This is a genomic window from Nocardioides alkalitolerans, from assembly GCA_038184435.1.
Classification (GTDB): Bacteria; Actinomycetota; Actinomycetes; order Propionibacteriales; family Nocardioidaceae; genus Nocardioides; species Nocardioides alkalitolerans_A.
Genome location: CP116227.1, coordinates 3,135,783 through 3,155,076 on the forward strand (window position 1 = coordinate 3,135,783; position 19,294 = coordinate 3,155,076).

General features: G+C 72.7%; 15 protein-coding genes. 7 read left to right on the plus strand and 8 right to left on the minus strand.

Annotated elements, in window-relative coordinates; all coding sequences use genetic code 11:
* The first annotated feature begins 63 nt into the window (after nucleotides 1–63).
* Together PIR53_14960 and PIR53_14965 are read left to right on the plus strand one after the other, a co-directional pair.
* Nucleotides 64–924: a maleylpyruvate isomerase family mycothiol-dependent enzyme gene (locus PIR53_14960; protein ID WZH51310.1), complete on the plus strand. Its 861-nt coding sequence runs from the start codon at nucleotides 64–66 to the stop codon at nucleotides 922–924.
* Nucleotides 921–1,856, plus strand: coding sequence for an oxidoreductase (locus tag PIR53_14965; GenBank protein WZH51311.1), 936 nt, complete (start codon nucleotides 921–923; stop codon nucleotides 1,854–1,856). The genes PIR53_14960 and PIR53_14965 overlap by 4 nt, the downstream gene beginning before the upstream one ends.
* Nucleotides 1,857–1,871: 15 nt before the next feature.
* Here the strand turns inward: PIR53_14965 and PIR53_14970 are convergent, their stop codons facing one another.
* From PIR53_14970 to PIR53_14990, 5 genes are all read right to left on the minus strand, one after another.
* The gene (locus PIR53_14970) at nucleotides 1,872–2,684 is read right to left on the minus strand and encodes a crotonase/enoyl-CoA hydratase family protein (GenBank protein ID WZH51312.1); all 813 of its coding nucleotides are present in this window, start codon (nucleotides 2,682–2,684) and stop codon (nucleotides 1,872–1,874) included.
* A 25-nt stretch (nucleotides 2,685–2,709) separates the two neighbouring features.
* A complete protein-coding gene (locus PIR53_14975) occupies nucleotides 2,710–4,182 on the minus strand; it encodes an NAD(P)/FAD-dependent oxidoreductase (protein WZH51313.1) in 1,473 nt (490 codons plus the stop codon).
* Nucleotides 4,183–4,261: 79 nt separating this feature from the next.
* Nucleotides 4,262–5,617, minus strand: coding sequence for a zinc ribbon domain-containing protein (locus tag PIR53_14980; protein ID WZH51314.1), 1,356 nt, complete (start codon nucleotides 5,615–5,617; stop codon nucleotides 4,262–4,264).
* 141 nt (nucleotides 5,618–5,758) lie between these two features.
* A complete protein-coding gene (locus tag PIR53_14985) occupies nucleotides 5,759–7,018 on the minus strand; it encodes an acyl-CoA desaturase (GenBank protein ID WZH51315.1) in 1,260 nt (419 codons plus the stop codon).
* Nucleotides 7,019–7,037: 19 nt separating this feature from the next.
* Nucleotides 7,038–8,201 carry a ferredoxin reductase gene (locus PIR53_14990; protein WZH51316.1) on the minus strand — a complete coding sequence of 388 codons (1,164 nt, stop codon included), beginning with the start codon at nucleotides 8,199–8,201 and terminating at the stop codon, nucleotides 7,038–7,040.
* Between the two features lie 139 nt (nucleotides 8,202–8,340).
* Between PIR53_14990 and PIR53_14995 the strand changes: the two genes are divergently transcribed.
* Both PIR53_14995 and PIR53_15000 read left to right on the plus strand, forming a co-directional pair.
* Entirely contained in the window at nucleotides 8,341–9,492 is a 1,152-nt protein-coding gene (locus PIR53_14995; protein ID WZH51317.1) for a helix-turn-helix domain-containing protein, read from the plus strand.
* Between the two features lie 31 nt (nucleotides 9,493–9,523).
* Entirely contained in the window at nucleotides 9,524–10,432 is a 909-nt protein-coding gene (locus tag PIR53_15000; protein ID WZH51318.1) for an SGNH/GDSL hydrolase family protein, read from the plus strand.
* A 22-nt stretch (nucleotides 10,433–10,454) separates the two neighbouring features.
* Here PIR53_15000 and PIR53_15005 read toward each other — a convergent pair whose 3' ends face one another.
* Entirely contained in the window at nucleotides 10,455–12,011 is a 1,557-nt protein-coding gene (locus PIR53_15005; protein WZH51319.1) for an amidohydrolase family protein, read from the minus strand.
* A 62-nt stretch (nucleotides 12,012–12,073) separates the two neighbouring features.
* Here PIR53_15005 and PIR53_15010 point away from each other — a divergent pair, with 62 nt between their 5' ends.
* From PIR53_15010 to PIR53_15020, 3 genes are read left to right on the plus strand one after another with little or no spacing between them, the layout of a single operon-like run.
* A complete protein-coding gene (locus tag PIR53_15010) occupies nucleotides 12,074–13,708 on the plus strand; it encodes a M1 family metallopeptidase (protein ID WZH51320.1) in 1,635 nt (544 codons plus the stop codon).
* Nucleotides 13,709–13,759: 51 nt separating this feature from the next.
* Nucleotides 13,760–15,205, plus strand: coding sequence for a glucose-6-phosphate dehydrogenase (gene zwf / locus PIR53_15015; GenBank protein ID WZH51321.1), 1,446 nt, complete (start codon nucleotides 13,760–13,762; stop codon nucleotides 15,203–15,205).
* Nucleotides 15,198–17,039, plus strand: a complete 1,842-nt coding sequence (locus tag PIR53_15020) for a glycoside hydrolase family 15 protein (GenBank protein WZH51322.1) — start codon at nucleotides 15,198–15,200, stop codon at nucleotides 17,037–17,039. Before zwf ends, PIR53_15020 begins: the two co-directional genes overlap by 8 nt.
* 14 nt (nucleotides 17,040–17,053) lie before the next feature.
* Here the strand turns inward: PIR53_15020 and PIR53_15025 are convergent, their stop codons facing one another.
* Nucleotides 17,054–17,827 carry a class I SAM-dependent methyltransferase gene (locus PIR53_15025; GenBank protein ID WZH51323.1) on the minus strand — a complete coding sequence of 258 codons (774 nt, stop codon included), beginning with the start codon at nucleotides 17,825–17,827 and terminating at the stop codon, nucleotides 17,054–17,056.
* Entirely contained in the window at nucleotides 17,811–19,244 is a 1,434-nt protein-coding gene (locus PIR53_15030; protein WZH51324.1) for a hypothetical protein, read from the minus strand. Before PIR53_15030 ends, PIR53_15025 begins: the two co-directional genes overlap by 17 nt.
* Nucleotides 19,245–19,294 lie beyond the last annotated feature (50 nt).

Sequence of the window (19,294 nt, forward strand, 5' to 3'; positions counted from 1 at the left end):
CGGCCGTCCACAGGCGGCCCGACGCCCTAGGCCCGGCGTGCACGCCCCACTACTCTGGCGGACATGTCCACCCCTCCACCCAGCGCCGCCGAGGTCCCCTCCGACACGGACACGACGGCCCGCCTGACCTCCTACGTCGACGTCTGGTGGGCCGCGGTCGAGGACTTCCTCGCCCTGGCGACGTCGCTCGCCCCCGAGGAGTGGCGACGCCCGACCGACCTGCCCGGCTGGACGGCGCACGACGTGCTGGCGCACCTCGTGCACCTGGAGTCGCTCACCGTCGGCGGCGAGCACCCCCAGGTCGACATCGGCGAGGCGGCCCACGTGCGCAACGACATGGGCCGTTTCACCGAGCAGGGCGTCGTCGCGCGGCGTGACGCCGACCCGGCGGCGCTCGTGGAGGAGCTGCGGAGCACGACCCGGGGGCGGTACGACGATCTGCGGGCCCACCCGCCGACCGATGCCTCCGCGACGGCGCCCGGGGCGTTCGGCCTCCTCGGCTGGGACACCGAGACCTTCCTCGGCAACCGGCCCTTCGACGTGTGGATGCACGAGCAGGACCTGCGGCGTGCCGTCGACCGGCCCGGTGGCCTCGACGGCCTGCCCGCGGCGTACTGCGCGCAGCGTCTGCTCCGCTCCGTGCCCTTCGTCGTCGGGAAGCGGGTGAAGCCCGCGCCCGGCACGTCGGTGGTGGTCGAGGTCGGGGCCCTGCCCCCCGTCGGCGTCCTCGTCGGGGAGGACGGCCGGGGGCGACCGGTGCCCGTCGAGGAGCTCGACGCCCCCACCGCCACGATCCGCACCGACCTGGAGGCCTTCTGCCTCGCCTCGGGCGGCCGCGGCGAGGCCGACCCCGCGCGCTGGGAGCTGTCCGGCGACGAGGACCTCGCCCGCCGCGTGGTCGCGAACCTGGCGGTGACGCCGTGAAGCACGACCCCCGCACCTGGTCCCTGGCCGAGATGCCCGACCTCGCGGGCCGCACCGCGGTCGTCACCGGCCCCACGAGCGGCCTCGGCACGGCGACGGCCCGCGAGCTGGCCCGGGCCGGCGCCCGCGTGGTGCTCGCCGGCCGCAGTCCGGCGAAGCTCGACGCCACGACGTCGGAGATCACGGCCGCCGTTCCCGGCGCCGACCTCGAGCGGCTGGTGGTCGACCTCGCCTCCCTCGGCTCCGTCCGCAGCGCGGCGGCGGACGCGGCGCGCCTGGGCCCGATCGACCTGCTCGTCAACAACGCCGGCGTCATGGCGACCAAGGCGCAGCGCACCGACGACGGGCTCGACCTCCAGATGGCCACCAACCACTTCGGCCACTTCCTGCTGACCGGGTTGCTGTGGCCGCAGCTCGTCGCCGACGGCGGTGGGCGGGTCGTCTCCGTGTCGTCGTTCCTGCACACGGTGGCCCGCCGCGCGCCCCTCGGCGACCCGCGCACGCCGCCGCGGCGCTACTCCCGCTGGGGCGTCTACGCGCAGACGAAGCTCGCGAACCTGCTCTTCACCTACGAGCTGCAGCGCCGCGCCGAGGCCGCGGGCGCACCGGTGACGGCGCTCGCCGCGCACCCGGGGTACGCCGCGACCCACCTGCTGTCCTACGGCCAGACCGGCCGCGGCACGGGCGGGCTCGCGTCGATCCTCAACGCCGTGGCGTCCGCGACGGCCCAGTCCGCCGACGACGGGGCGCTGCCGACGCTGATGGCGGCCACGGCCGACCTCCGGGGCGGCACGTTCTGCGGACCCAGCGGGTTCAACCAGCTCCGCGGGCTGCCGCGCCCGGTGGGGTCGACGAAGCTCGCGCGCGACCCCGAGGCGCAGCGCCGCCTGTGGGAGATCAGCGAGGAGACGGTCGGGCTCAGCTGGCCGTGAGCCGGCCCTGAACCCTCAGCGCGAGCGCGGCCCGAAGGTCGGTGCGATCTTGGCGAAGGCCGACTCCCGCGCGACGCGGGTGTTGCGCGTGGCGAGCAGGATGACCTGCTCGATGCGCTCGCGCGCGAACGTGCGGCGGGCGCTCGAGGTGCGGGCGCCGTCGAACAGGCGCTTGGCGGCGGCCACCGCGTCGGGGGACTTGGCCTTGATCTCGACCACGAGCGCCTCCGCCGCAGCGACGGGGTCGGCGTCGACGCCGGTCACGAGGCCCAGGTCGAGCGCCTCCTTGCCCGACACGACCTCGGCCGTCATGGCGAGCTTCTTGGCGACGTCGAGGCCGACGAGCTCCGAGATGCTGCGCACGCCGCTCATGTCGGGGATGAGGCCCCACTTGCCCTCGAGCACCGACCAGCGGGCGTCGGGCGTCGTGAACCGGAAGTCGGCGGCGAGCGCGATCTGCAGGCCGCCGCCGTAGCAGTGGCCGTGGACCGCCGCGATCACCGGCACGGGCAACCGCCGCCAGGCCCAGCACGCCTCCTGGAACGTGTTGGTGCCCCGGAGCGGCGAGGGCACGAGCGCCCGGGCGACCCGGCCGGGCCGCTTGAGCACGGTGCCGAAGTCCAGGCCCGCGCAGAACGACTCGCCGGCCCCGCTGAGGATGACGGCGCGAAGGCTGCGGTCGTGGCGCAGCCACCGCGCGACGCGGATCAGGTCCTCGAGGGTGTCGAGGGTGAGCGCGTTGAGCTTGTCGGGCCGGTCGAGCACGACGCGCGCGATGCCGTCCTCGACGGTGCAGGAGACGTAGGTGGTGGCGGGCGACGCAGACATGGGCGTCATGCTACTCGTAGGTAACTCACGACCAGGTCAACGTTCCGTCGTCGAGGTCGGAGCGGCGCAGCGCCCGGAGGTCGTACAGGTAGTTCTGCACCACCTTCCACGGCGCCTCGGCGCCCTGCTTCGGGAGCTGGTCGACGGAGCGCTGGACGTAGCCGGCCTCGAGGCCCAGCAGCGGCGCCTCCGGGACGCCCGGGTCGCGGTGCACCTCCACCTTGCGGAGCCCCGTGCTCCGCATCCGCCCGAGCAGCCGCGAGACGTAGTCCGCGACCAGGTCGGCCTTCAGCGTCCACGAAGCGTTGGTGTAGCCGATCGTGTAGGCGAAGTTCGGTACGCCGGTGAGCATGAGACCGCGGTAGCTCATCGTCTCGGGCAGCTTGACCTCGGCGCCGTCGACCGTGAACTGCAGGCCACCGAAGGCGAGCAGGTTGAGCCCGGTCGCCGTGACGACGATGTCGGCCTCGATCTCCTCGCCGCCCTCCAGCCGGATCCCCGTCGGCGTGAACGTGGCGATCCGGCCCGTCGCGATCGACGCCTCGCCCGAGCGCAGCACCCGGTAGAGGTCGCCGTCCGGCACCACGCAGAACCGCTGGTCCCACGGGTCGTACGGCGGGTTGAAGTGCGTGTCGACGTCGAGGCCCGGCACCTGGCGCTTGGTCCAGGCGCGCACGCCGCGCTTCACGACGGACGGGAACGTCTGGCTGGCGTTGAAGAACACCATCTGCTGCAGCACGTTGCGCCACCGCGTGACCTGGTAGGCCGTCATCTCGGGCAGCACCTTGCGCGCCAGCAGGGAGAGCTGGTCCCGCGCCGGGATGGAGATGACGTAGGTCGGGGTGCGCTGCAGCATCGTCACGTGCTCGGCCGTGGCGGCCATCGAGGGCACGAGGGTGATCGCCGTGGCCCCGGAGCCGATGACGACGACCTTCTTGCCGCTGTGGTCGAGGTCCTCGGGCCAGGCCTGCGGGTGCACGAGCTCGCCCTCGAACAGCTCCTCGCCGGGGAAGGTGGGCCGGTAGCCGGCGTCGTAGTCGTAGTAGCCCGCGCAGCAGTAGAGGAAACCGGCCGAGTACGTCGCGGTCTCGCCGTCGACGACCACCTCGACCGTCCACCGGGAGGTCGCCGAGTCCCACGCGGCCGCGACCACCTTGTGGCCGAACCTGATGCGGTCGACGAGGTCGTGCTCGGCGGCCGTCTCCTCGACGTACTCCCGGATGGAGGCACCGTCGGCCAGCGCCTTCTCCCCGAGCCAGGGCTTGAAGCGGTAGCCCAGCGTGTACATGTCCGAGTCGGAGCGCACGCCGGGGTAGCGGAAGAGGTCCCACGTGCCGCCGATCGCGTCACGGGCCTCGAGGATGAGCAGCTCGAGGTCGGGGTGGTCACGGGTCAGCCGGGCCGCGGCACCGATGCCGGAGAGGCCGGCCCCGATGACGAGGACGTCGACGTGCTCACGCGGGGAGGGACGGCTGGAGGGAGCCGGGGTCTGCGCCATGCCCGGCATCATGACCCGGACCGGGCCCTGTTGTCACGCGTTCAATAGCGTGGATCGGGCCCGGTCCGGGTCAGGAAGGTCACTCGTTGGTGCCGGGGATCAGCTGCAGGCGGATGTCGCCGGTGGCCTGCGGGTCCTCGTCGTACTCCGTCACGACGACCGAGTAGTCGTCGCCCTGGCGCACCTGGACGAGGCAGGTCTCGTCGCCGAAGGAGCTGTCACGGTTGCAGATCTCGTTGCCGTGCTTGTCGAAGACCTGGAGACGGAAGTCGACCGCGGGGTCCGCGATGTTCTCGAGGAAGACGGTGAGCGACCCGCTCGTCGTCGCCACGAACGGGGCGTTGCCGCCGCCCGCCGGCATCGTCGTCTCGAGCGTGGTGCCGCCCTCGCCCCAGACCGCAGCACCCTCGGGCGCCTGCGCCGGGGTGAGCCGGGACCGGTCGGCCACGGCGAGCACCGTGCCCTCCAGGTCGCAGATCGCGTCGCTCGTGCAGCTCGAGATGTACATGCCCTCGGGGAGCACGAAGGCGCCCGAGAGGTCCTCGTAGATCGCCGCACCCATGGGCGCGCCCGCCGGCAGCGGCACCTCGTCGCCCAGCTCCAGCGTCTCGGCGTCGACCACGTCGACGAACACCTCGACGGTGTCGGAGCCCGCGAAGACGTTGAACTCGACCTCCTGCTCGCCCGAGCGCTCCGGCACGAAGGCCGCGAAACCCTCCTCGCCGTACCAGCCCTGGGCCGAGGTCACCTGCATGGCCGCGTCCTCGGGGAACGGGATGCCCATGTCGTCGGAGCTGGAGAGCAGCACGATCTGCGACTCGTCCGCCTCCACGGTGAGCACGGCGGTGTCGTCGTCGACGGGGATCTCGTTGACCTCGCCGAGCGTGATCCCGGCCGCGTCGGGCCCGTCGGTGCCCTCGGTCCCCTCGGTGCTGCTCGTCTCGGGGTCGTCGGCCTCCCCCGGGTCGTCGTTGTCCTTGAAGACGGTGAGCACGAGCGCCGTGATGACGACACCCACGACGAGCACGCCGACGACGCCCCAGATGGCGATCCACTTGCCGCGGCCGCCACCGCCGTTGGGGGACGGCTGCCCGACCTCGCCGTAGCCGCCGCCGTAGCCACCGCCGCCGTAGCCACCGCCGCCGTAGCCACCGCCGTACCCGCCACCGGGCTGGCCGTAGCCGCCGGACTGGGGGTAGCCCGCGTCGTACCCGCCGGACTGGCCGTAGCCGCCCTGCTGGCCGCCCGACGGCGCGCCGTACGACGAGGACGGGGGCAGCCCGCCGCTGACGCTCGTCGGGGCGTCGCCCGGGTCGGCGGAGCCGGACGGGGAGGGGCCGCCGGTGACGTGGGTCGCGTCGGCCGGGGTGCCGCACGTGTCGCAGAACGCGGCGTCGTGGGGCATCTGGTGTCCGCAGACGGCACAGGTGCTCATGGGGTGTCCTTCCAGCACTCGTCGTCCGCGCCCAGACGCGGGCGGCTCGGGAAGACAGCGAGGGCCGGACCGCCTCTACCCCGCGAGGGACCCGCTCAATCAGGCCCGCTCGATCAGGCCCGCTCGATCAGGACCGCTCGATCAGGCGACGCGCTCCACGTCCGCCTTCTTCTGCGCGCGCAGCCGGCGGGCCTGCTGCTCGAGGCGGAGCTGGGCCACGCGGCGCACCTTGCGGTCGCCCGTGGTCATCGCCCACAGCATCTTGAGCTGGCTCGGCAGGTTCTCCTTGGTCGTGGTCTCCAGCCAGCCGTTGGGCAGGGAGAGACGGACGACCTTGTGCCAGGCCGAGTAGACCTGCGCGGGCAGCGACGCGGAGTGGTAGTTGAGGTCGTACTTCTCGAAGAGCGCCTGCACCTTCGGGGCCACCTCGGCGTACCGGTTCGACGGCAGGTCGGGGAAGAGGTGGTGCTCGATCTGGTGCGAGAGGTTGCCGGTCATGAAGTGCATGGCCTTCGAGCCGGAGATGTTGGCGGAGCCGAGCATCTGGCGCAGGTACCACTCGCCGCGGGTCTCCCGCTCCGGGATCGCGGCCTTCTCGTAGGTCTCGACGCCCTCGGGGAAGTGGCCGCACATGATCACGGAGTGGCTCCACACGTTGCGGACCAGGTTGGCCGTGAAGTTGGCGGCCAGGGTCGGCAGGAACGAGCCGGTCGGCAGCGACAGCAGCGGGTGGACGACGTAGTCCTTCGTCATCTGCTTGCGGATCTTGCCGAGGGTGGCGCGGGCGGCCTTCTTGAAGGACTCCGGACGGCGGTCCTTCGGCGTCTTCAGGTTCTTGCCGAGCTCGAGGTCGTAGGCCGCGATCCCGTACTCGAAGAAGCACGCGTTGATGAAGTTCCAGATCGGCTGCGCGAGGTACATCGGCACCCAGCGCTGGTCCTCGTCGACGCGCATGATGCCGTAGCCGAGGTCGTTGTCCTTGCCGACGATGTTCGTGTAGGTGTGGTGCACCTCGTTGTGGCTGTGCTTCCAGCCCTCCGCCGTCGAGGCGTTGTCCCACTCCCAGGTGGTCGAGTGGATCTTCGGGTCACGCATCCAGTCCCACTGGCCGTGCATGACGTTGTGGCCGATCTCCATGTTCTCGACGATCTTGGCGATCGAGAGGCCGATGGTGCCGACGACGAACGCCGGGGGGAACGCGCTGGCGAGCAGCACCGCGCGCGAACCGAGCTCCAGCTTGCGCTGGGCGTCGATGACCTTGCGGATGTACGCCGCGTCCCGCTCCCCGCGGGTGTCGAGCACCTCCTGGCGGATGGCGTCGAGCTCGATGCCGAGCTGCTCGATGTCCTCCGGCGTCAGGTGCGCGACGGGGTTCTGGTCCTTCTTGGTGACGACGGTCATGGTGATGTCCTCCCGGGGATCAGACGTCGAGGTGGCATGGGCCGGCAGCGGCCGTGATGCAGGTCTGGATGCGGATGCCGCCGGGCCCGGTCTCGCCGGGCACGGCGGTGGTGAGCTCGCCGTTGCGCAGGTCGCGCACGGAGCCCTCCTTCAGCGGTACGACGCAGCCGAAGCAGACGCCCATGCGGCAGCCGCTCGGCATGAGGACGCCGGCGGACTCGCCCGCGTCGAGGAGCGTGGTGGACCCGTCGGTCTCGACGCTCGCGCCCCCGGCGAAGGTGACCGCGCCGCCCTCGCCGACGACGAGCGTCGCGGGCCGGAACTGCTCGGTGTAGAGCACCAGGTCGCGCGCGGCGTGGTGGGCCTCGAGCGCGTCGAGGAGGCCGCCGGGACCGCACGCGTACGTCGCGCGCTCGTCGAGGTCGGGCACCAGGTCGCCGAGCGTGTCGACGTCGAGGAGGCCGTGCACGTCGTCGTACCGCGCCACGAGGTGGATGGCGCCGGCGGCGTCGAGGGCCTCGAGGTCCCGGATGAAGATCGAGTCGGGGCGGCTCGGCGCGACGTGCACGACCGTGATGTCGAGGTGCGCGCTGCGGGCGGGCCGCACGACGCCGGTGTCGGTCACGGGGAACAGGTTGCGGAGCATCCCGACGACGGGCGTGACGCCGGAGCCGGCGGTCACGAAGAGCAGCTTCGCGGTCGCGGGGCCGTCGGTGACCTCGGGCGCCAGCACGAACTCGCCGGTGGCCTGCTCGAGGTGGACGAGGGTGCCGACCCGCACGCGGTGCACGAGGTGGTGGGACACGACGCCCTCGGGCACGGCCTTGACGGTGATCGAGATGTTGCCGTCGGGACGCGGGCCGTGGGTGAGCGAGTAGGCGCGCCACTGGCGGACGCCGTCGACGTCGATGCCGACCCGCACGTACTGGCCCGGCACGTGCCCGGCCCAGTCGCGGCCGGGGCGGATGACGATGGTGGCGGCGTCGGCCGTCTCGGGGGTGACGGCGACGACCTTGCCGCGCAGCTCGGCGCCCGCGCGGAGCGGGTTGAAGAGGTCGAGGTAGTCGGCCGGCACGAGCGGGGTCACCGCCGCGTTCGCGACCCGCTCCAGGCGCGCACGGAGCGTCGTGGAGCCTGCGCGGCGACGGGTCGCCGACGTCAGCAGGGGCACTGAGGAGCTCATGTGTCCATCGTGAGGGCTCGGACGCTTCGTGTCGTCACGCTCCGCAGGTGAAGTTGCGGCATGATGTTGTTCGCTCGGAACAACTCGGAGGTGCTCCATGGATGCCGCAGGCGACGCAGTCACCCTCTCGGAGGGAGCCGTGACCGCGCTCCGCAGCGCTCTGCCCGACGTCGCCGACCGGACCGTCGACGCCATCATCACCGAGGTACCCAGCTATGAGAACGCCCTGTCCGGACCGATGGGCGCCACGATCCGGCAGGCCGTGCAGCTCGCGCTCGGCGGGTTCGTCGCCCTCGTCTCCGGCTCCTCCGCCGCGACCGGCCGCCGCCGCGACCCCCGGAGGCCGGCGACGGCGTCGACGCGGGGCGCCTACGACCTGGGCCGGGGCGAGGCGCGCAGCGGACGGTCGATGGAGGCGCTGCTCGCGGCGTACCGGATCGGGGCGCGCGTCTCCTGGCGCGAGCTGTCCCGCGTCGCCGTCGACCACGGCGTCGGCGCCCGGATGCTCGCGGAGTTCGCGGAGCTCGTCTTCGCGTTCATCGACGAGCTCTCCGCCGCCAGCGCGGCCGGGCACGCCGACGAGCTCGCCGCGAGCGGCCGCGTGCGGCGACGCCGCCTGGAGCGGATCGCGCACCTGCTGCTGGAGCGGGCGCCCGCGGACGCCGTCCACGCGGTCGTCGCCACGACCGACTGGGAGCCGCCCGCGACGCTCACCGCCCTCGTCGTGCGCAGCGACCAGGCGCGGGCCGTGCTCACCGCGGTGGACCCCGCCACCCTGCAGCCCGCCGACGAGCTCCCCGCCCTCGCCGACGGCGAGCGCACGCTCCTGCTCGTGCCCGACGTGCGGCGGACGGTGCTGCTCGAGCAGCTGGGGCAGTACGACGCGGTCGTCGGCCCCACGGTGCCGTGGCTCGAGGTGCGCACCTCCTACGACCGGGTCGAGCGTGCCCTCGGCCTTCCCGGGCTCGACGGGACGGACCGGGTGGACGGGCTCCTCGACACCGACGACGTGCTCGTCGACCTCGTCGTCCACGCCGACCCCGCTGCCCGCGCCGCCCTCCGCGCCCGCGCGCTGGCCCCGCTCGAGGGCGTGCGCGCTGACACCGCCGCCCGGCTCGAGGAGACGCTCCGCGCGTGGCTCCTCCACCAGGGCCGCCGCGAGGAGGTGGCCGCGGCGCTGTTCGTGCATCCCCAGACGGTGCGGTACCGCATGGGCCGCGTGCGCGAGCTGTGGGGCGACGCGCTCGGCGACCCCGAGGTCGTGCGCGAGCTGGTGGTGGCGTTGGCGTGACGCAGCCCTCCGAACGCGGATACTGGTCCCCATGACCTCGCTCCCCCGCCGTGTCGTCGCCGGCCTCGCGTTCGCCCTCGTGCTCACCGGGTGCAGCGGCAATGACTCCGACGGGCCGAGGGTGGCGACGGCCGAGCCGTCGTCCGAGGCCCCCGGCGCCGACGGGCCCGAGGTGCGCACGGACGACTCCGACGACTTCGCGGACCAGTCCTACGTGGCGATGGGCGACTCCTACACCGCGGCGCCCGGCGTGCAGCCGGCCGACGACTCCTCGGGTCTGTGCGGTCGCTCCGAGGTGAACTACCCCCACCTCGTGCAGGGCGCGTTCGGCGGCTCCGAGCTCGCCGACGTCTCCTGCTCCGGCGCCACCACGGCGGACCTCCTGGCGCCGCAGCAGCTGTCGACGGGCGCGGTGCCGGCCCAGATCGACGCCGTCACCGCCGACACCGACATCGTCACCATCAGCACGGGCGGCAACGACTTCGGCGCCTTCGCGCTGCTGGCGGGCGACTGCGTGCAGACCGGCTGCGAGGACATCGACATCGCCGCCGTGCAGGCGGGCCTGGCCCAGCTGTCGACCGACCTCGCGGGCGCCATCGAGCAGGTGCAGGAGCGGGCGCCCGAGGCGCGGGTGCTCGTGGTCGGCTACCCCCAGGTGGTGCCCGCGGGCAACGAGGGCTGCGACGACGTGCCGCTGGACGCCCAGACCATCGGCCTGGCCCGCCTCCTCAACCAGGAGCTCTCCAACGCGCAGAAGCGCGCCGCCGAGACCGCCGGGGTCGAGTTCGTCGACCTCTACGCGGCCACCCAGGGCCACGCGCTCTGCTCCGACGAGCCGTGGATCAACGGCGGCGACACCACGGGCGCCGTGCCCTACCACCCGCTCGAGTCCGGCCAGCGCGCCGCCGCGGCGGCGATCGTCGAGCTGCTGGACAGCTGAGCCCGGCCCCCGGCCCCGACGCTCAGCCCAGCTCGATCCCCGCGCCGTACACGGCCTGACCGGCGACGTACGTCGCGGCGACGGGCATCTCCCGCAGCCAGGCGCCCTGCTCGGCGGTGGAGCCGAACGCGGCGTACGGGTCCGCGTCGAGCAGCACGAGGTCGCCCGGGTGCCCGGGGGCGACGGTGCCCCAGCCGTCGGTGGACGCGGCGAGGGCCTCGGCGACGGTGAGGGCCTGCTCGCCGTGCCACGGCTCGCGCTCGTCGGCGCTACGGTGCACCGCCGCGGCCATCGCGAGCCACGGGTCGAGCGGCGAGACCGGCGCGTCGGAGCCGAGGGCGAGCTCGACGCCGTCGTCGAGCATCCAGCGGAACGCGAAGCAGCGGCTCGACCGCTCCTGCCAGATCTTCTCCGTGAGGTCGCGGTCGTCGAGCAGGTGCGCGGGCTGCACGCTGGCGCGGATGCCCAGCTCGGCCATGCGCCGCGAGTCGGCGCGGCCGACCATCTGGGCGTGCTCGATGGAGCCGCGGGCACCGGTCGTCGCGTACGCCGTGAGCGCGGCCGCCACCGCCGCGTCACCGATCGCGTGGGTCGCCACGTCGAGGCCCGCCGCGTGCGCACGCTCGAGAAGCGTGCGCAGCTCGGCGCCCGACAGGTTGGGCTGCCCGGCGGGGTACTCGAGGCGGTGGGCGTCGGCGTAGGGCTCGCAGCACCACGCCGTCCGGGTGTTGAGCGACCCGTCGGAGATGATCTTGAGCGGCCCCATCTGCAGGCGGTCGTCCTGCGGGCCGGTCACGTCGGCCACGCCCGGCAGCACGTCCCCCGTGCGCAGGCCGAGCGAGAGGACCTCGTCGAGTCCCTCGGCGTACGTCGACATCCGCACCCGCAGCCGGTCGCACCCCTGCTCCCAGCGGTGCAACCAGTCGGCCGCGCCGCCGGAGAACTCGAAGTCGACGAGGCCGACGATGCCCAGCGAGGCGGCGGTGTCGAGGGCGCGGCGGTAGGCCGCGGGCGACGTCCCGTCGTCGCCGACGAGGGTGGAGAGGCGCGCGTACGCCGCGAACCACTCCGCCTCACGCACCACGGAGTCCCGCACGGGCATGGCGAGGTGGAGGAGCGCCGTCGTGTTGAGCCACGCGTGGTGGCCGTCGCCGGAGATGAGCACGACGGGCACCTCGCCGGAGACCGCGTCGAGCTCGCTGACGGTGACGTCGCGGTCCCAGCCGCCGGAGCGGTGGCCCCAGCCGATGACGGGGTGGCCGGGCTGCTCGGCCAGCCGCTCCGCGACCATGCGGGTCGCGTCCTCGGGCGAGCGGGCCGCGGCGAGGTCGAGGCGCTGCGACGCGAGGGTCCACTGGCCGAGGTGGACGTGCTGGTCCCAGAGGCCCGGGATCAGCCAGCGTCCCTCGGCGTCGACGACGTCGGCCGCGGTGGCGCCGGGGTGGACGGGCAGGTCGGGACCGACCGCGGTGACACGGGCGTCGGTGACCACCACGTCGACGGGACGGGGCGAGGGGCCGGCGACGACACCGGGCCCGACGGGCACCAGGCGCGCCTGGCGGATGAGCAGCGTGGACACGGGGCGCAACGGTAGCGAGCGTCGGTGACCCACAGCGCCTCCCGGGCGGGCAGACTGGTCACATGTCCTCCCCGCTGCCCCCGCCGCCGCTGCCCCCTCGGTCCGGCGGTCGACGCTCGCAGGGGCGGGGGACGGTCGTCATCGCCTTCGTCGTCGCGTTCGTGCTGGCCTCGGTGACGTCGCTGGCGGTCATCCTCGTCGTCGACCAGGTGCGCGACCGGCAGGCCGACGACCGGAGCGACGAGGACCGCTCCGAGGGCCCCACCGACGACTCGTCCGACGACTCCTCCGACGGTCCTGGGGACCGCGAGGGCGACCCCGTCGACGTACCGGAGCTCGCGGCACCCACGGAGCCCGCCCTGGCGGCGGCGGTGAGCGAGCCGCGGGAGGACTCGGTCTACCCGGAGGTCGGCGACCCCGGGGTGGACGCGCTGCACTACGCGATCGACTTCTCGTGGTTCCCCGAGGACGACGACTTCACGGCCACGACGGCGGTGACCTTCCGCGCGACCACGACGGCGGAGCGGTTCCAGCTCGACCTGGCCGAGCACCTCGACGTCGAGTCCGTCGCCGTCGACGGCGAGCCGACGGACGCGTTCGAGCACGACGGCAAGGACCTCATCGTGGACGTGCCCGTGACCGCGGACGAGCGGTACGTCGTGGAGGTCGTCTACGGCGGCCCGCCCCAGCCGGTCGACGCGCCGACCACGCGGTCCGACTTCGAGGGCGTCGGTCTGCAGCGCTCCGACTCGTCCGACTACGACGGCTGGCTGTGGACGATGCAGGAGCCGTACGGCGCGTTCACCTGGTATCCCGTCAACGACCAGCCCGCCGACAAGGCCATCTACGACATCACCGTGCACACGTCGCCCGACTGGCAGGGCGTCGCGAACGGCGTGCTGACCTTCTCCGAGTCGAACGACCTCGAGTTGGTCAACCGGTTCCACGCGGACGCCCCCATGTCGTCGTACCTCTCGACGATCGCCGTCGGGGACTACGAGCTCACGGAGGACGAGAGCGACTCGGGCGTGCCGCTCGCCTACTGGACCCCGTCCGGCGACGAGGAGATCCTCCAGGCGATCGAGGAGACCAAGGACGCGCTCGCCTGGGTGGAGGACAAGCTCGGCCCCTACCCGTTCGACAGCCTCGGCTCCGTCGTCGTCGACTCCGAGAGCGCCATGGAGACCCAGACGATGATCACCTACGGCAACACCGGCTACACCCTGTCGCCCGAGGTGATCGTGCACGAGATCGTCCACCAGTGGTACGGCGACAAGGTGTCCCCGAACGACTGGCGCGACGTCTGGATGAACGAGGGCATGGCCATGTACCTCCAGATGCTCTACGAGGCGGAGGAGGCCGGCATCGACGTCGACGAGTACGTCACGTACTACGCCGCCGAGGACCAGTCCTACCGCGACGAGGCCGGCCCGCCGGCCGCCTGGGACCCGGACCAGTTCGGCCAGTCCAACATCTACGTGCCGCCGGGCGTCATGTGGCACGAGCTGCGCACGCAGCTCGGCGACGAGGTCTTCTGGGAGATGACCCGGGCGTGGCCGTACGCCGCGGGTGACGCCTTCGTGTCCACGGGGCGCGAGGAGTACTGGGCGTGGCTGTCGGAGCAGGCCGGTGGCGACCTGACGCCGTTCCTGACGGAGTGGCTGCTGGGCGAGACCGAGCCCCGCACGACGTTCTGAGGGGGTCGGTCCCGCCCGGGCGGGTTGGAGCGCGGGAGTAGGTAAGGAGGCATGACGGACTCCTCCAGCGCCCCCGGCTCGACCGGTTCGACCCCGCCGCCCAGCGTGATCGTGCTCTTCGGAGCCACTGGCGACCTGGCCAAGCGCAAGCTCTTCCCCGCGTTCCTCCGCCTCGCTGCGTCGGAGTGGCTGCCCGAGTCCTACGCGATCATCGGCTCGGGGCGGCACTCCCCCGGCTCCGACGACGAGTTCCGCGACCAGGTGCGCGAGGCGCTGCAGGAGAAGGCGGACGACGACGAGCGCGACGCCATCGACGGGCTGGTCGAGCGCATCAGCTTCCAGACCGCGTCGGCGGACGACGGCGCCGACCTGGCCGCGGCCATCGGCGACGCCGAGAAGAAGGTCGCCGAGGAGGCGGGCGCCGACGTCGCGGACGTGCGCCGGCTCGTCTACCTGTCGGTGCCGCCGTCGGCGATGACGGACATGATCGGCATGCTCGACCGGGAGGGCATCACGGAGCGAGCCCGCCTCGTCGTGGAGAAGCCGTTCGGTCTCGACCTGGCGTCGGCGGAGGAGCTCGACGGCGTGCTGCTCGACGCCGTCGACGAGGAGCAGGTCTTCCGCATCGACCACTTCCTCGGCAAGGAGGCGGTGCAGAACATCCTCGCGCTGCGCTTCGCCAACGGCCTGTTCGAGCCGGCCTGGGACCGCCGCTCCATCGCGTCGGTGCAGATCGACGTGCCCGAGGAGCTGACCATCGAGGGGCGAGCCGGCTTCTACGAGTCCACCGGCTGCCTGCGCGACATGATCTCGACGCACCTCTGCCAGCTGCTCGGCTTCGTCGCGATGGAGGACCCCGGGGCGTTCGAGGCGCAGGCGGTCCGGGACGCGAAGGCGGCGCTGTTCCGCGACGTACGGCCCCTGGACCCGGCACGGGTGGTGTTCGGGCAGTACGAGGGGTACCGCGACGAGGAGGACGTCGACGACGACTCGACGGTCGAGACGTTCGTCGCGGCCGAGGTCTTCGTCGACAACGACCGGTGGCGGGACGTGCCGTTCCTGCTGCGCACCGGGAAGGCGCTCGCCGAGGGGCGGCGCACCATCACGCTGCGGTTCCGCGACCCCGAGTCGGACATGTTCGAGGAGCCCTCGTGCGGCAACGAGCTCGTGCTCGAGCTGACCGACGAGCCGCAGATCACCGTCGACGTGCGGGCCAAGAAGCCCGGGCGGGCCTTCGACATCACGATGGCGACCATGCAGGTGCAGGTGCACGGCACGGCGGAGTCGTTCCCCCTGGAGGCCTACGAGCGCCTGCTGCTCGACGTGCTCCACGGCGACCAGACCCTCTTCACACGCTCCGACGAGGTCGAGCGGCTGTGGGAGGTCTGCCAGCCGGTGCTGGACGACCGGCCCGAGGTGCACCCCTACGCGCAGGGCTCGTGGGGCCCGCAGGCCGCCCTCGACCTCGCCCCGGGCGGGTGGCGGCTCGGTGGTTGAGTCCCGCACGGCGGGTGACGCGCCGGACATCGCCGCCCACGGCATCATCGGGGACCTCCGCTCGGCGGCGCTCGTCTCCACCGACGGCACCATCGACTGGTTCTGTCCCGAGCGCTTCGACCGGCCCAGCGTGTTCGCCTCGATCCTCGACGAGGAGCGCGGCGGCGCGTGGCGGCTCGCGCCGACGGGCGAGGTGACGCGCACGCAGCAGTACTACCTGCCCGACACCGCCGTGCTCGTCACCCGCTTCCTCACGCCCGACGGCGTGATCGAGGTGCAGGACTTCATGCCGGTGCTGCAGCCCCACGACCCCGACCACCAGCAGCGGCTCGTGCGCCGGGTCGCGGCGGTGCGCGGGCGGGTGCCGATCGCCACCGAGATCGAGGTACGGCACGACTACGGCGCCACCGCCGCCCAGCCGGTCGCGGTCGAGGACGGCGTCCACATCCCCGACGGGCACGTCGACCTGATGCTCACCTCGACGCATCCCCTGTCCGTCGACGACGGGGTCGTGCGCGGCGAGGTGACGCTCGAGGACGGCGAGGTCGCGCTGTTCGTGCTCGAGGTCGTGCCCAAGGGCGAGGAGCCCGAGCCCTGCGCCGTCGACGACACCGAGCGGTTGCTCGACCTGACGTCGGCCTACTGGCGCGGATGGCTCGCCACGTCGTCGTACGCCGGCCGTTGGCGCAGCACCATCGAGCGCTCGGCGATCACGCTCAAGCTGATGTGCCACGAACCGACCGGAGGGGTCATCGCGTCGCCGACGACGAGCCTGCCCGAGGAGATCGGCGGCGGGCGCAACTGGGACTACCGCTACGTGTGGATCCGCGACGCCGCCTTCACCCTCTACGGGCTGCTGCGGCTGGGGTTCACCGACGAGGCGGGCGCGTTCACGGCGTGGCTGTCGAAGCGGATCGGGGAGGCCGACGCCGACCACCCGACCTACGAGAAGCTCGGTCCGCTCCGCGTGCTCTACGACCTCGACGGCAAGGTACCGACCGAGGAGCACGAGCTCGACCACCTGTCGGGGCACCGCGGGTCGCGGCCCGTGCGCGTCGGGAACGCGGCGGTCGAGCAGCTGCAGCTCGACATCTACGGCGAGCTGATCGACTCGATCTACCTGTTCGACAAGTACGGCAGCGGCATCAGCCACGACGGCTGGACCGACCTCGTCACCGTGCTCGACTGGATCATCGGCAACTGGGACCGCGACGACCACGGCATGTGGGAGATCCGCGAGGACCCCCGGCCCCACACCACGTCACGACTCATGTGCTGGGTCGCCGTGGAGCGGATGATCCGCGTCGCCCGCAAGCGCGGCCTGCCCGGCGACATCGCCGCCTGGGGGAAGGTGCGCGACGAGATCTACGAGCGGATCATGAGCGCCTCGTGGAACGCCGAGCTGGACTCCTTCACGCAGACCGAGGGCGGCGACGTGCTCGACGCCGGACTGCTCCTCATGCCGCTCGTGAAGTTCACGGCGCCCGGCGACCCGCGCTTCCTCTCGACGCTCGCGGCGGTCGAGGAGCACTTGGTGACCGACTCGCTCGTCTTCCGCTACGACCCCGGCGCCGACGGCTCCTCCGACGGGCTCGAGGGTGCCGAGGGGACGTTCTCGATGTGCTCCTTCTGGTACGTCGAGGCGCTCACCCGCGCGGGCCGGCACGACGAGGCGCGGCTCGCGTTCGAGAAGATGCTGACCTACGGCAACCACCTGGGGTTGTACGCCGAGCAGGTCGGGCTCACCGGCGAGCAGCTGGGCAACTTCCCCCAGGCCTTCACGCACCTGTCGTTGATCTCCGCCGCGACGAACCTGGACCGGGCGCTGGGCTGACGGGCTCGCCCGGGTCAGCCGCGCAGGCAGAGGTAGGCCATGCCGAGGACCCCGCGGTAGCCCTCCTCGTAAGCGGCGCGCTGCTGCTCGTGCCGGCGGCGGATCTCGGGAGCGGCGGGGTGGTCGTGCCCATGCGTCTCCAGCCAGCGGGTGAAGCGGCCACGGAAGCCCGCCTCGAAGGCGTCCCACTCGTCGAGGTCCGCCCGGTCGGCCCGGAGCACCTCGAAGCCCGCCTCCCTGGTCAGCTCCACGAGGGCGTCGAGGGTCACGAACTCGTCGTCGCGCCCCGACAGTGGGGCCGTCGCCGCCGGGTGGGGCGGGGCCGACCAGATGGCCTCGCCGTAGACCAGGCGCCCTCCGGGGCGGACCAGATCGCGAAGGGCGTGCAGTGCCGCGGCGTAGTCGAGCCGCTGCGCCTCCTCCACCGGCGGCCCCCAGATCTGGCTGGCACCGATGCAGATCACCGCGTCCGCCGGGCGCAGGTCGGCGTCGCGACCGGGTGCCGCCTCGAACGTCGCCCTTGCCGCCAGCCCGCGCACCCGCGCCTGCTCGACGGCCCGCGCGATCGACGGCGCCGCACTGTCGATGCCGCGGCCGTGTGCCCGCGGCGCGGCCGCCAGCACCCGGAGCAGGAGCTCACCCCAGCCGCAGCCCAGGTCCAGCACGTCGGCAGGCTCCGGGTCGGCCACGAACTCGACGAGCCCCGCGGCGCGCTCCTCCGAGAGCGGGGTCAGCCAGGTGAGCGACGCGTGGAGAGGTGGCAGCTCGGGCTCAGGTCTCGCCGTCATCCGACCATCCTCCCGGCTGGGCGCGCCGGTCGGCGAGTGCGATGAAGAGGCGGGCCTCGTTCTCGGAGCAGGGGTGGGTGCCGGACGGGCCGGTGGTGAAGCCGAGGCCGTTCGGGGTGAGCCAGACGTAGCGGCCGGGGGCGCGTTGTCTCGCGTGGTAGCCGGCGTGGGTCTTCCAGCGGTGGTGGCGGCGGACGAGGGGGCCGGAGTTGTGGGTGCCAGTCTGTGCTGGCTGTCTGACTCCCCTCTCGGGATCGAACGGGGTGGGGTGGTCGTAGTCGACGTTGCGGCTGGTGGAGGTGGCGTAGGGCCAGTAGTCGCCGCCGGTGATGAGGTGAACCCGTTCTTTCACTGACTCGGGGTGTTCGTAGGCGGTGGTGCGGACGGCGTCGGCGAGGTCGATGACCGGCTTGACGGTGACCTGGGTGGTGGCGAGGAGCTGGTGGAGGGCGCCGAGGGTGCGGGGCCCGAGGGCTTCGACGCGGGCGACGCCCTGGGTATCGAGGAGGGTGGCCTCGTGGAGGTGGACGTAGAGGACCGTCTTCGGCCGCAGCTTGGTCAGGTCGGTGCTGCGGAGGGCATCGAGGACGTCGACGGGCAACGCGGTCGCGCGTGAGGGCGGCAGGGGCTCGTCGTCGGTGACCGGCTCCGGCGCGACTCCAGTCTCAGCGCCGCTCGCGGTGGTTTCGTGCTCGACGAGGAGCGCGAGGAGCTCGGCCGGCCGCGCGAGGTAGCCCAGCGCAATGGCCCGCACCTCATCGGCGGTGGCGTCCGGGTGGCCCGGAGCGATGATGTCGGCGACCCGGGTGACGGTGGCCTGCACCCAGGCCGCGTCCCCGGCGTCGAGGCGGGCGATCAACGTCCGCAGCCCGAACTCGTCGGTGCGTCCGAGCCCGACATAACGCCGACGCTTCTCCTCCTCCACGCGGGCCTCGTGCAGGGCAGGGTCGGCCTCGATCACCTTGCCCTCGGCCACCGTCAACACCCGCCCGGGCGCCTCGGTCGCGATCATCCGCGCCACCGCGACATCCACGATTCCGACCACCGAACCCGACAAGTGGCGCGACATGCGGGCGACCTTCCGCGCGACGTACACCTCCGCACCACCCTCCCGCACCACCGCCCACGTCAACGGGAGACGGTGCTGCAAGTCCAGCACGTCGGCCAGGGCGTTGATCGTCGCCGCCACCCCGGCACCCCGCGCGAGGGCGATCTCACCGAGCGCGTGGTCCTGCACCCGCGGCGTACCCTCCCCACCCACCATCACCAACGGGTTCCGCAGACGGGTGGACTCCCCCGAGTGCACCGCCGCCCACGCCGCGATCACCTCCAGGTCACGCACCTCCGCCAACCGGCGGGCGCGCACCGCCTCCGCGGCTGCATCCAGCAGCCCACGAGGCGAGAGATGGTCGAACATGTGTGCGATTCTACGCCCGCCCACCGACACCCGCCACCGCGAATCCACAG

Excerpts from the sequence above, each read along its gene's own strand:
- PIR53_14990 (WZH51316.1), bottom strand. The coding sequence starts at position 8,201 with ATGAGCTCCTCAGTGCCCCTGCTGACGTCGGCGACCCGTCGCCGCGCA.
- PIR53_15010 (WZH51320.1), top strand. The coding sequence starts at position 12,074 with ATGTCCTCCCCGCTGCCCCCGCCGCCGCTGCCCCCTCGGTCCGGCGGT.
- PIR53_14975 (WZH51313.1), bottom strand. The coding sequence starts at position 4,182 with ATGGCGCAGACCCCGGCTCCCTCCAGCCGTCCCTCCCCGCGTGAGCAC.
- PIR53_15000 (WZH51318.1), top strand. The coding sequence starts at position 9,524 with ATGACCTCGCTCCCCCGCCGTGTCGTCGCCGGCCTCGCGTTCGCCCTC.
- PIR53_14985 (WZH51315.1), bottom strand. The coding sequence starts at position 7,018 with ATGACCGTCGTCACCAAGAAGGACCAGAACCCCGTCGCGCACCTGACG.
- PIR53_15025 (WZH51323.1), bottom strand. The coding sequence starts at position 17,827 with ATGACGGCGAGACCTGAGCCCGAGCTGCCACCTCTCCACGCGTCGCTC.
- PIR53_14980 (WZH51314.1), bottom strand. The coding sequence starts at position 5,617 with ATGAGCACCTGTGCCGTCTGCGGACACCAGATGCCCCACGACGCCGCG.
- zwf (WZH51321.1), top strand. The coding sequence starts at position 13,760 with ATGACGGACTCCTCCAGCGCCCCCGGCTCGACCGGTTCGACCCCGCCG.
- PIR53_15030 (WZH51324.1), bottom strand. The coding sequence starts at position 19,244 with ATGTTCGACCATCTCTCGCCTCGTGGGCTGCTGGATGCAGCCGCGGAG.
- PIR53_14970 (WZH51312.1), bottom strand. The coding sequence starts at position 2,684 with ATGTCTGCGTCGCCCGCCACCACCTACGTCTCCTGCACCGTCGAGGAC.
- PIR53_14960 (WZH51310.1), top strand. The coding sequence starts at position 64 with ATGTCCACCCCTCCACCCAGCGCCGCCGAGGTCCCCTCCGACACGGAC.